The 12,255-nt window shown below is 50.1% G+C and carries 11 protein-coding genes; 4 read left to right on the top strand and 7 right to left on the bottom strand.

Annotation, left to right across the window (positions count from 1 at the left end; genetic code table 11):
• Window positions 1-315: 315 nt before the first annotated feature.
• Window positions 316-1,632, top strand: a complete 1,317-nt coding sequence (locus tag BDT_RS01985) for an HD domain-containing protein (protein ID WP_015089590.1) — start codon at window positions 316-318, stop codon at window positions 1,630-1,632.
• 25 nt (window positions 1,633-1,657) lie between these two features.
• Here BDT_RS01985 and BDT_RS01980 read toward each other — a convergent pair whose 3' ends face one another.
• The 4 genes from BDT_RS01980 to BDT_RS01965 are packed head-to-tail and all read right to left on the bottom strand — an operon-like array spanning window position 1,658 to window position 4,543.
• Window positions 1,658-2,035, bottom strand: a complete 378-nt coding sequence (locus tag BDT_RS01980; RefSeq protein ID WP_015089589.1) for a hypothetical protein — start codon at window positions 2,033-2,035, stop codon at window positions 1,658-1,660.
• A gap of 7 nt (window positions 2,036-2,042) precedes the next feature.
• The gene (locus BDT_RS01975) at window positions 2,043-2,795 is read right to left on the bottom strand and encodes an SDR family oxidoreductase (protein WP_015089588.1); all 753 of its coding nucleotides are present in this window, start codon (window positions 2,793-2,795) and stop codon (window positions 2,043-2,045) included.
• The gene (locus tag BDT_RS01970) at window positions 2,795-3,976 is read right to left on the bottom strand and encodes an acetyl-CoA C-acetyltransferase (protein WP_015089587.1); all 1,182 of its coding nucleotides are present in this window, start codon (window positions 3,974-3,976) and stop codon (window positions 2,795-2,797) included. Before BDT_RS01970 ends, BDT_RS01975 begins: the two co-directional genes overlap by 1 nt.
• An 18-nt stretch (window positions 3,977-3,994) precedes the next feature.
• Window positions 3,995-4,543 carry a hypothetical protein gene (locus BDT_RS01965; RefSeq protein WP_041576859.1) on the bottom strand — a complete coding sequence of 183 codons (549 nt, stop codon included), beginning with the start codon at window positions 4,541-4,543 and terminating at the stop codon, window positions 3,995-3,997.
• A 340-nt stretch (window positions 4,544-4,883) separates the two neighbouring features.
• On the opposite strand from BDT_RS01965, the gene BDT_RS01960 reads away from it, so the two are divergent.
• Window positions 4,884-7,088, top strand: a complete 2,205-nt coding sequence (locus BDT_RS01960; RefSeq protein WP_041576857.1) for a hypothetical protein — start codon at window positions 4,884-4,886, stop codon at window positions 7,086-7,088.
• A gap of 59 nt (window positions 7,089-7,147) precedes the next feature.
• Here BDT_RS01960 and BDT_RS01955 read toward each other — a convergent pair whose 3' ends face one another.
• From BDT_RS01955 to BDT_RS01945, 3 genes are all read right to left on the bottom strand, one after another.
• Window positions 7,148-7,744: a hypothetical protein gene (locus tag BDT_RS01955; protein ID WP_015089583.1), complete on the bottom strand. Its 597-nt coding sequence runs from the start codon at window positions 7,742-7,744 to the stop codon at window positions 7,148-7,150.
• 253 nt (window positions 7,745-7,997) lie between these two features.
• Entirely contained in the window at window positions 7,998-9,002 is a 1,005-nt protein-coding gene (locus BDT_RS01950; protein WP_015089582.1) for a M23 family metallopeptidase, read from the bottom strand.
• A 53-nt stretch (window positions 9,003-9,055) separates the two neighbouring features.
• Entirely contained in the window at window positions 9,056-9,781 is a 726-nt protein-coding gene (locus tag BDT_RS01945) for a Stp1/IreP family PP2C-type Ser/Thr phosphatase (RefSeq protein ID WP_041576855.1), read from the bottom strand.
• 134 nt (window positions 9,782-9,915) lie between these two features.
• Between BDT_RS01945 and BDT_RS01940 the strand changes: the two genes are divergently transcribed.
• Window positions 9,916-10,866: an energy transducer TonB family protein gene (locus tag BDT_RS01940; protein ID WP_015089580.1), complete on the top strand. Its 951-nt coding sequence runs from the start codon at window positions 9,916-9,918 to the stop codon at window positions 10,864-10,866.
• Between the two features lie 84 nt (window positions 10,867-10,950).
• Window positions 10,951-12,144: a Bcr/CflA family multidrug efflux MFS transporter gene (locus BDT_RS01935; RefSeq protein WP_015089579.1), complete on the top strand. Its 1,194-nt coding sequence runs from the start codon at window positions 10,951-10,953 to the stop codon at window positions 12,142-12,144.
• Window positions 12,145-12,255 lie beyond the last annotated feature (111 nt).

Below are 12,255 nucleotides of genomic sequence, written 5' to 3'. Positions count from 1 at the left end.
TGCTTACCTTACTCATCGGAGTCCCCAGAAATTCCTAAAGTGATACGTCTCATTTTTTTACATTTCTGGACCGAGGGCTTGTATCAGCCACCCCCCGCCCCGCCACCCAAAATCAAGGCTAAATAGCTATTATCAATGAAGTTTTTTCAAACCACTTCGCCGCAGCCTGTAGAGGTAAAAACCCTGTATCTAGCCCTTGGTCCTGTATCAAACAGGCATATCTAGGCAAGTGCAAAGACCTCCTTTATCTATAGATGAAGCTGTTTGACAGCCCCCATGAATGACAGCTAATTGGATTCACTGCTAGGAGACCCCATGGAAATTCGCGATCCCGTTCACGGCTCTATTTACTACTCTGAACAGGAAGTCGCCGTGCTTGATACGGCAGAATATCAGCGCCTAAGAGCGATCAAACAACTTGGTTACGCCGAGTTCAGCTTTCCCGGCGCGACTCACAACCGCTACATTCACTCTGTCGGCGTGGGCCATCTTGCCGGTGAAACATTCGATGCGATTTTCCGCGTTTATCCATTCTCAAAACCATCAGTAAAAACCCGCTTCCGTCAGGTGCTGCGCCTGGGAGCTTTGCTTCATGACGTGGGCCACGGTCCGCTGAGTCACACCACCGAGCAAGTGATGCCGCATTTGTCAGAGCTGAACATTCAGCTTTACAAAGAACAAGAGCAATACGGCGAAGAAGCGCACACAGTGATGAATCACAACCGTCGTGCAAATCACGAAGACTACACCATCAAGTACGTCACAGATTCCGCAATTTCGGAAACCCTGCGCACCAACTTCCCTGACATTCAACCGATTCACGTGGCGTGCCTGATCGACAAAGCCCTGCACTGCCCGGATGACTTCTTTGTCGACAATGGCGTCGACTTCCGCCCGATCCTGTCCCAGCTGGTTTCCAGTGAGCTGGATGTGGACCGTATGGACTACCTTGAGCGCGACAGTTATTTCTGCGGCACGAACTACGGTAAAATCGACCTGTCCTGGCTGATTCAGAACATGACCTTCCACCGCCGTGAAAACAAAATGTATCTGGGCCTGAACCGCCGTGCGCTTTACTCGTTCGATGACTTCCTGATTTCCCGTCACCACATGCACTTGATGGTTTATTGCCATCACAAAAGCATCATCTATGAGGAAATGCTGAACCGTTATCTGACTTCACCGGACTGCACGTTTGTACTGCCGGGGGATATCAACGAATACACCAAGTACAACGATTATCGTCTGCACGAACATCTTTCCGGAGCCAACAATCCGTGGGCACAACGAATCGCGCAAAGAAAACCGTTCAAGGTTCTAATTGAGCAGCACAACACGGCGGAATCGGAAAGCCCGGAAGCCATCAAAAAAGCCCTGGAAGCTGACGGAATTGAAGTGATCCGCACCAGCTCCAAAGCACGTCTGTCCAAGTACCATACGGCTTCCCCGGAAGAGCGTGCTTTGCAGATTTACGTGGTGGATCAGTATGACCGCTGGGCGCAACCGTCCCCGATCAATCAGACGACCGAGATCTTCCAACGCTATGAAGGCGCTCGTATCATCGACCGTATCTATGTGGCGCCGGAAAATCTAAAACAGGCAGAATTGATTCTGAAAAGCCTGAAGCTGTAAGCGGCCCTTCTCAGGCCGCCGGCTTCTAGTTTCGGAAAGAAAAAAACATCTTCAAAAGAACGATCGTGACAAAGGCCAGACCCAATAACTTGGGAAAGGCCTTTTTCCATTTTGAGGGGAACTTGCGGATAAGTTTCACCACTTCAAAGGGCCCGACATCCGTCACCGGAATATGCGCCAGCATTTCAGGCACAGATCCCATGTAAATCAGATAGTCCACGCCGTCACGCTGACAGGCCATCAAATACGCAGGCCCGCGTCTGTAGATCGCCTTCACTTCAGAAAGATCCAGGTCCAAAGTTGCCTTGTTCCAGAAATCCTTCAGCGTGTAGTGAGGAATAAAATCCCACCACTGAAACATCGGGGAATGAGGAGTGATCTTGATTTTACCTGTAGCCTGCATAAAAAACCTAACTTAAGGAAATTACCTGACCGTTCACCGCCGCACCAAACTGGCTGACCAGATAAGTAACGGTGTTGGTGATTTTCTCAGGCTCAGTGATGCGCAAGTGCGGTTCTTTCACCTTTAAAGTTTCAACCGCTTCCTTGATGGACTTGGCCTCCGGGTGCATTGCCAGGATGAATTCTTCAGTCAAACCCAGTTTCAGCACGTTCACGGTGATATTGTGTTCAGCCACCTGTTTGGAAAGGCTTTGCGCAAACGGCACCAGCGCCCCACGAGTACCGGCCAGAATCGGATCAGGGTAAACTTCGTTCAAAAGATATAAAATACGCCCGCGCTTGCGGTTCTTCAGGAAATTCAAAACCGCATGGGTCAGCATCACCGAAGCTTTGAAATTATGCTGAATTTCATCATCCAGATAATCAATGCTGTCGCCAATCTTATAGCGGTTGGGTTTATTATAGGCCTGAGCATCAATAAACAGATCCACACTGCCGAACGAATGGGCCGCCGAGCCCACGGCATCCTTGATGTCTTCCGCGGTCTTCATCGGGGACTTGATTCCCAATGCCCGGCCAAACTTGGGATTGATTTCACGGGCATCATTGATCTGATTGCAGAAACGCTGACTGGCATTGTTGTCAAAATCCAGCAATACACAATCAGAACCCATTTGGGTCAGACCCATCACCAGACTTTGAACGGTTGAAGTAAAAGGTCCAACGATCAGGGCTGTTCGTTCACGCAGATTAAACTCCATCAGATCCTCTCGATGATGATCGCAATACCCTGACCGCCGCCGATACAAGCAGAGCCCAGAGCATACTTGGCATTACGGCGATGAAGCTCGTACACCAGGTGATTCATGATGCGGGTGCCGGAAGCGCCCAATGGGTGACCGACAGCAATGGCACCACCGTTAACGTTGGTTTTTGCCGGATCCAGCTTCAATTCTTTTTCAACCGACAGATACTGAGCCGAGAAAGCTTCATTCACTTCCACCAGATCCATCTGATCCAGAGTCAAACCGGCTTTTTGCAATGCCAGTCTTGCTGCGCCCGCTGGACCAATACCCATGATCGTCGGGTCACAACCCACAGAAGCGTAGCTCACGATACGGGCCATTGGTTTCATGCCCAGTTCTTTGGCTTTGGATTCGCTCATCAACAACGAACAAGCCGCACCATCGACAATCCCGGAAGCCGCCGCCGCCGTCACGATCCCGTCTTTTTTAAAGACCGGTTTCAGCGTCGCCAGTTTTTCCAAAGTGGAATCTGGTTTTGGATGTTCATCTTTTTCAACAACCACAGTGCCTTTGCGGCCTTCAACTGTTACCGGGCAGATCTCCTGCTTCATGAAACCTTTTTCAACCGCGGCATGGAAGCGCTGCTGGGACTGGATGGAATACTTGTCGGATTCTTCGCGAGTGATTCCATATTTTACCGCCAGGTTTTCAGCGGTGATTGCCATTGGCATTTTTGCGTAGGCGTCGGTCAATGCGGAAGTCATCAAGTCTTCAAGTTCGAAGTTCCCCATGCGCATGCCATCAAAGCGAACTTTGCGTGCGACATATGGAATCTGGGACATTTGCTCTACACCACCGGCCAGAACCGCTGTGGCTTCCCCACACTGAATCATCTGCACAGCGTTCACCCAGGACTGGAAGCCGCTGCCACATAGACGATTGACAGCAAAAGCACCCACTGCGACCGGCACTCCCGTTTTCAAACCAATATGTCTTGGAAGATAGGCTGCATCCGCACCGGACTGAACCACGTTGCCAAAAACCACGTGATCAATCTTGTCTGCAGATAGACCGGCTTGTTCCAGAGTCGCTTTAGCGGCAGCGACACCCAGATCCGTTGCTGATACATCCTTCAAGGAACCGCCGAAGGCTCCGAAGGGAGTTCTTTTTCCAGAGATAAATACGATTTTTTCCATGTCCTAAGGGTAGGACGCTTACCAGGACCAGGCAAGGCCAATCATCGACAGACCCTGTTCTTTGTTGGCTTTGTGACTGACAACCAGATCTTTGTTGTTCATGACTTTGTCTTTGAATTGAATATCGGTTGCCGAAGCTTTCGCATCATAATTGACCGCAGCTTTTACCCAGCCGGAATATTCCACTTTCGCCAAAGCCTGGAAGGCTTCCACACGGAAAGAGAACTTGTGACTGACTCCGCGCGGAGTTGCTGCTGCCACCACCACGTCAGTTTTCAGTTTTTCCTGGGTTTCTTCCACCGCACGGCCCAGAAGGCTGTTTTTAATGACCGGAGAATTGAACCACATATTAAAACCACGGTCAGCAATTCGGCTCATCACGGAACCGGTGCTTTCGTTGCTTTGAATGTCCAAAGGAATGATTTTAGCGACGTCTTCTTTGGTGATTTTAGGGGTGACTTTATCTTCAGGAATCACCAGGGGCTTCGTGGTACGCAAGTCCACCTTGGCCCAGCAGGCACCTGAAAAACCCATCATCATTAGAAGGCAAGAAACTAGAAGTCTCATACATACCTCCTCTTACAAAGAGCATTCCACCCAAAGTGGCTCCAGTCCCTTTAAAGGCGAGATAATAAGCAAATAACAGCAGTAGAGCGGGATGTAAGACTTAGGACGTCCAGCGGCACTTCACATGACAACTAATTGTCAGCCAGTCGATGGACTTGTTTCAAAACGATTCATCTGCGCACCGGTTTTGCATCTATGGTGCCTGAACTTGTGGGTCCTAAGATTTCAGTCAGCGGGTTTGTTGTGATTTCAAGAACTTAGATCACAGCCATCCTGCTGACTGGCTCAAAACGACACACAAAATTAGTTACTTGTCGAAAAGTTAAACACTGGAGACTCTATGAAACTCAAGAACGTTAAGTGTGGCGTAATGGCATTTGCGCTAACAGCGAGCTTCATCGTCCCCCAAACACCTCAACAGGTGTGGGCGGCTGGAAGCACATCAACATTCCCGCTGAATTTATTTGGCGATGACGACAACAGCGATACAGGCCTGGGTTCGACATCTCCAACCATTCCTTCCACTGGAGGAAACAACGGCGGTGGTGGCAGATCCAGCTCAAGCTCCAGCACTTCAAATTCGAGCGGCTCACAGCCACGCTCATCCACGACAGTAAAGTCAACTTCAACCACGCCGGGCAAAATGAATGCGGCGAAGGTTCCTGAAGCTTACAGCTGTCCTTTGTTCGACAACAGACCTCACGCAGAACTTATTTCTGCCATCGACTCCCTTTCCAAAGAGGTGAAAGCTTCTCCGGAATGCACAGGCAGTCCTTCTGCAAAATCTTTGGAAGACAACGGTAATGCAATCAAAGAAAGCATTTCTGCTCTTCAAAAACTGATGACGGCACAGGATCCTTCCCAGGTGAATGTGAACTCCATCGAATCCACAATGGCGTCAGCTTTGACGGCGGTGGGTAACCTGGGTGACATCGTCAACAACAACAACTTCCTGAATTCCAAGTGCGGTCGTCAGACGATGTCCACTGGTAAAGTTCTGCTGGCACTGAATGACGTGATCAACGGCCTGGCTCCCTACGCTTTGTTCGCGGTTTCCATGAACGCGGCTTTGGGTCCGGCACTGCCATTCGTTATCGGTGGTGCGGTTGCAACCAGCGGTATTTCTGCGATCGCGAAAATGATTGATCAGAACACTCTGGACATGAGCAATCCTGAACACCGCAAAGCGGTTCTTCAGAACACCTGCCAATACACGAAAGTGGCGAAAAAAGTTCGTTTCATGCAACTGGCTCAATCCGGCAAGATCGAAAAGATCACTCAGGAACTTGAAAAGAACGTGGATCTCTACAACGCGAAATTTGCCAAGCCAACAGGCGAACTGGCAAACCTGCTGAAGTATAAGGATTCTTCCGAGAAATATCTGTCCGCTGTGGGCGTTCAATACACCAGCGACAAAGCGGATATCACAACGGTTGAAGAACAAATCCTGAGCAACAACGACGACCTGATGGTTTGTACACTGGCTAACGAGCTGGTGAACTGGGGTGCGGATGGCAAGACCTTCCCGTCTTCTGCAATCCTGAACCTGGAGCGTGCGACAGTTCAATCGGACCGTACAACAAAACTTCAGGCTTTGACGTTGAAAACGCTGCACACGAACTCTATGAAACGTGTTGCTGAATACGCAGCGAAATCCGGTGACAATGAAGCGGCTTTGAAAGCTTGTGCGCAGACCGGTCGTTCCTGGATCCAGGGCATCCGTCAGGCTGTGAACACAACTGGCAACGTGGTTGCCAAATCCAAGTCTGATCTGGAAGTTCAACTTTCCACCAACGCTGATTACCGTCAGTGGAAAGCTCAGTACACTTTGATCGAAACAGAAAGAACCACGATCAAACGTGTTGAAAAAGCGATGCAACAGTTGTCTCAGGACAATTCCATCATCGACCGCTCTGAGCTGGCTCAGCGTATGGTGAACCTGAAATCCGGTCTGTTCGGTTCCCGCAGCGCTTGGGGCTTCGGCAAACCACCGGTTCTGGCGTGGATCAACCACACTAAAACCATGCATGACCAGGCTGTTTCCGGCTTCATCGCCAACATGAAAGCACTTCGTGCTGGTTCTTACAGCCTGACTGACGCTGGTTTGGGTAAAGCCTTTATCATTACTCCAGCTGGTGGTTACTATCAGGATCCGGTTATTCAGGCGGCAAGCCAGAAGATCAGCCAGAACCTGTCGAACTTCACTTTGGATCAGTTGCCAGTGGGTTCCCGTGAAAACGAAATCGCGTGTCAGCAGCTTGAATCCGCTTGGTTGGATTGGTCTGCAGCGATTGACCATATCGGTGCGATCCAGTTCTTCTGCGATATGATCGATCCGGTTTTGGATGTTAAAATGGATTCGTCTGTTGTGACTTCCTGCCGTGGTAATGCTCAGTTGAATGGCCGTGGCTACGTTAAATCCACAGTGGATCTGGCGAAGCAGGTTCTAAGCACCAAGGGCTATCAGAACGAAGCTACACTGGTCAGCAAGAAGCTGAAAGAGCTTCAGTGCCCAATGCCAGCTGTTTCCGTCATGAATCAATAATTCGAGTTTCTTAAATTAATGCCAAGTGAAGGGTCTCTGCAAAGAGGCCCTTTTCTTTTTTAAGGGAAGATGGAAACACGCTCCGAGTTCAGCTGAGCCACATCCAGAATATCCTGACGACTTAACCCCGCCTGCGCCGTGCGAATCACCACCTGCACCCCGGCACGAACATAGTCCTGCAAGTCCGCTTTCAAAATGACCGAGTTCACATTATAGATAAACGGCTTTGCCGCAGCCAAAATCAAAAGATCCGCACGCGACAAACCCGAACTTCCCGACATCACCACCAACTGAACATTGGCGTTTAAAAGAGCGACCAAGTTGTCACGGGAAAGACGACTGCTATCGACATACAGCACATAGGTGCCCGCCGCCGCCATGTCGATAAAGTCCTGACTGGTATAGCTGGTCTTACTGACTGAAAGCCCCATATTCACATTGGGATTGGAAAGCATTGAAAGCAGTTCGGCCTTACCAATCAAACTGACTTGATTCTGGCAATAAGTGATACGCGACACTTTCGCGATCTCAGTCACATCCGTCGCCGTCATATTCGAACCCGAATTCTGCTGCAAACACTCCGAAAACTGCGGCGGCAACGCCGCCGGCACCGAACTAGAGACCAAGATCACCAAGACAAAAGCAAAGCCCTTCATAAGCACCTCACACCTTCAAGTGTAGTGCCTACAAAAAATCATGGCTCAATAATTTCACTGATATTTGCCAAAGCCGCACTGCTTCGGAAAAAGTAAGCAGGTACCTTTTAAAAGCGAGGGACGAGGAACCGTTCAAAAAGGTCCAGATGCAAGGCGGAAGTGGGCCCTCGCAGCGCAGGCGTGCTCCAAGCACGTCGAAGCGAGAAAGCCCGCTGACAACGCAGTCAGATGGGTCTTTTTCAACGGTTCCGACTTATTCGTCTAGGATGTAGTTGATTGGGTCGACTGCCGTGCCGTTGATACGCACTTCGTAATGCAAGTGCGGGCCTGTTGAACGGCCGGTATTACCCACTGCGCCGACAACGTCCCACTTGTTCACACGCTGGCCCACTTGAACATAGATTTGTGACAAGTGACCGAAACGAGTGGTCACACCATAACCATAATCGATGGTGATCAGCTTACCGTAAGATTCATCGTAACTGGCAAAGACGATCACGCCGTCAGCCGGAGCATATACAGGGGACCCCGGAGCTGCCGCGATGTCCAGACCCGCATGCAAAGCGGTCTTGCCCGTGAACGGGGACACACGATAACCGAAGCGCGATGTGATCCAGCCCTTGGCCGGCTTCATGTTCGGTGTGGAATTCAACAAGCTCTGGCGTTCGGAAAGACTTTCCCAAAGATCGATGACACTTTGTTCTTTCAACTGGGTTTCTTTGACGGCCTTGTCGATACGGACCACCAAAGACGCATAGTCCTTATCCGCATTTTCGTTGGCAAGTTCACCGGCCTGATCGTTCAAAGGCTTTTTGTTGGCAAAGACCTGATCCTGTTCTTCCAGAACGTCGGCGCTTTCACGCTGTTCCATCGGTTCGTATTCTTCCACTGGCTGACCGGCAGCAGGCTTTGGACCCATGGTCAGCTTGGTGATACGGTCGTCGGCATCGACGTTGGTGATCAATTTCAGCTTGGTGGTGAAGGTCTTCACACGCTCCAAAGAGTTTTCCAAAGCGCTGACTTTGCTTTCAACCACCTGGAACTGTTTGATCAGCTGAGCATTTTCAGCTTTAAGACGTTTGTTTTCCATGGCCTGCAGAAGCAAACCGAAATAATCCACCAGACCAGCGGCGAAAATGATGATAACGATCGCGGAAATAAAAGAGATGGCTTTAAGCCAGGCAGCCGAGAGCACAAGCTTACGGGTTTTCCCCGTCTGATTGCTCACAATAAACAGCGTGACCTTCTTTTTATCCAAACCTTGACCCCTACTTAGATATCTTCGCTAAAACTATCAGTAACTATTCACAATTATTCGTGGAAATGCACCAGCATCACTGTGACGTTGTCATCTCCACCATTTGCCAGGGCTTGTTCTACACAGGCTTTAACGGCTTTGTCAGGTGTATTTTGATTTAAAATCTCAGAAATTCTTCCATCTTCCACCAGGCCCGACAGACCATCGGAGCACATGAGGAAAATTTCCCCAGGGAAGATCTCGCGCTCAATGATATCAGGATAAACTTCGCGCTCATAACCCACGCTGCGGGTGATGACATTTCGCCCCACGAACTGGCGCACCTGCTCTTCGCTCATCACTCCGGCACGCAGCTGTTCATTGATCAGGGAATGATCTTCCGTGATCTGCCACAGGTTCGGACGCTTGAACAAATAACAGCGGGAATCACCGACATTTCCGACATAAAGGTGTTTGCCGCGGATGTAAGCCATCACCATCGTGGTGCCCATGCCGGCAAGCTCGGGACGCTCGTTGGCGGCCTTGTCAAAGATGCGTTTTGAAGACTCTTCGTAAGCGTGCAAAATCATTTCGCGCGGCGATTTTTTTGCAGCTTCGGGCTGAAGCATGATTTCTTCAACCGTCTCCACAGCCATGCTGGAAGCGACTTCCCCGCCCATATGGCCACCCATTCCATCCGCCACGATAAACAAACCCAGTTCCCGATTAATCAGGCAGGAATCCTGGTTCGAATCACGACGAAGACCTTTATCTGTCAGATACCACGAGTCAAATTTCATAGTTGTATCATTTTCACCCACTACCGACAGAAGAGTCAAAGTCTGGCCCTAGACTTGGGTCGCAATCTTTGAGTCCGGCTCACCATCTTCTCAATTTCAAGTGTCATAATACCGATAGAAAGGGGTGAGGTCTTATGAAGAAGTCACCGACTTTCAGAAAATATATTGTGCTGTCCCTGCTTCTGCACTTTGTGGTCGTAGGAGGCTTTTACATCACGAGTTTGCTAAAAGAAGAAGCCCCCCTGAAAGAGACTGTCAGTATTGATTTTCTGACGCCGGAACAATTGCAACAATTTGCCCAAGCTGAACAAGCCCTGCAAAAAAAGGCTATGCAGGTGCCTGCCAATCAGATTGTAGAGCAAAGTGAGACCTCTGCGAATGAGGAAGAGGTCGACACGCGCTTCCTTTCCGCCAAAAATCAGAAGGTTAACAAGCAAACTATCGCCGCTGAACGTGGTCAATTCCAGAACACTAAAAAAGACCAGGCTGTAAAATCGGGCCCAAAAGGCGATGGCCGCCACAAAAATGTGGCCAAGTCTGAAGAGTCCCAAAAACAAATCGCCAAGGATCTTTTCAAAGGTTTTGATGCCAATGAGACCATCGAAAGACAGAAGGTTGCTGACCAAAAAACTGGACTGGGTGAAGGTCGTGGTACCGGTGAACAAAACACCGGAACAGGCGCTGAAGCCAGCCAATCCAATGATTATATTAAAGACGTTGAAGTGGGTCTTGAGACTTTGCTGAACACTCGTGAGTTCAAGTACTACTCTTACTACAACCGTATTCGCAAACAGTTGTCCCAGCATTGGGAAGGCCGTGTGCGTGACAAACTGAGCAAAATGTTCAAAGAAGGACGAGCTCCAGCCGCTGCCAATCAGGATCGCATCACAAAACTGATGATCGTTCTGAATGACAAAGGAACTCTGGTGCGTGTTCAAGTTCTGAGTGACTCTGGCGTGCAGGATCTGGATGACGCTGCCATTGAGGCTTTCCGCGCGGCGGCTCCATTCCCGAATCCGCCAAAAGGCATCGTGGAAGGCGACGGCACTGTGAAAATCCGCTGGGACTTTGTTCTGGAAACCTAAGCTCTTTTCGTGAGGCTTTTTCAATAAAAGGCCTCTGCCGACTTCCCTCGTGCAAATCACTTCGCTTCCTGTTATGACGGGCCTATGCAATCCACTTCCGCAAAGCCCAACACTCCCTTCGCATTATTGATTCTTCTGCTGGCCAGCCTGACTGCTTTCGGTCCACTTTCCATCGACATGTATCTGCCGGCGTTTCCGGCGATTGCTGAAAATTTGAATGTGCCTTTGTCATCGGTGCAGATGTCACTGGCGTCTTTCTTTATCGGACTTGCCACAGGTCAGATTTTTTATGGCCCGATCACCGATCGTTTCGGTCGCAAGAAACCTTTGTATGTGGGTTTGGGAATTTACGCGTTGGCGTCTTTGGTGTGTGCATTCACCAAAAATGTGGAAATGCTGATTCTGTTCCGCTTCCTGCAGGCTTTGGGTTCCTGTGCGGGCGTGGTGATTTCACGTGCGATTGTGCGTGATCTGTTCACGCATCAGGAAACCGCTCGTGTGTTTTCGCTTTTGATGCTGGTGATGGGGGTTGCTCCGATCCTGGCTCCGTTCTTTGGCGGTTATATTTCCGAATTCTTCGGCTGGCGCGCCATCTTTGCTTTGATGGTGATTATCAGCACTTCCTGCATCGTGATGCTGGCCATCTTCCTTCCTGAGACACATCAGCCGGATCAACGGGTGCATATCAAAGACTCTCTGAAAAACTATCTGCAAATTATCAAAGACCGCCACTTCATGGGTTATGCCCTGGCGGGAGGCGCAGCTCAGGCGGGACTGTTTGCCTACATCACTGGTTCATCCTTCGTATTCATCAATCTGTTTGAAATTCCCGCGAAAAGTTTCGGCTGGGTGTTTGGCTCCAACGCCATCGGCCTGATTGCCTGTTCACAAATCAACGCCCGCCTGCTGAAACGCCTGAGCTATGACGTGATTCTGGAAAAAATCTTTGTCGTTCTTGGGGTGCTCGGTGTGGTTCTGGCCATGGCCGGCATCTTTAACTGGGGTTTCTGGGGACTGGCGATTCCATTGTTCTTGTTCATCGCGGCCCTGGGCATGACCTTCCCGAATGCCACCGCGGGCGCAATGGCCACACAAAGAAAAGCCGCCGGCAGTGCTTCGGCCCTTTTGGGCACTTTGCAGTACGGTATTGCCGCGCTATCTTCTGCGGCGGTCAGCCGTTTGCATGACGGCACAACTTTGCCGATGTGTGCGATGATTGGTTTCTGTGGTGTGCTGGCTTTGGCGCTGCACCGTTTGTTGGTGAAAAAAGCCGCCTGATCGTCTGCGGGCACATTGCCCCCATTGCAGGGCACTCTGCCCTGCCCTGAACACTGTATAGCAATTTAATGCGAACACATTCTGCGCGAAACTTGCATCCATGGCCTTCTT

Source organism: Bdellovibrio bacteriovorus str. Tiberius (assembly GCF_000317895.1).
Classification (GTDB): Bacteria; Bdellovibrionota; Bdellovibrionia; order Bdellovibrionales; family Bdellovibrionaceae; genus Bdellovibrio; species Bdellovibrio bacteriovorus_F.
The sequence above is the reverse complement of the archived record's forward strand: the minus strand, read 5'-3'. Positions and strand labels throughout refer to the sequence as shown.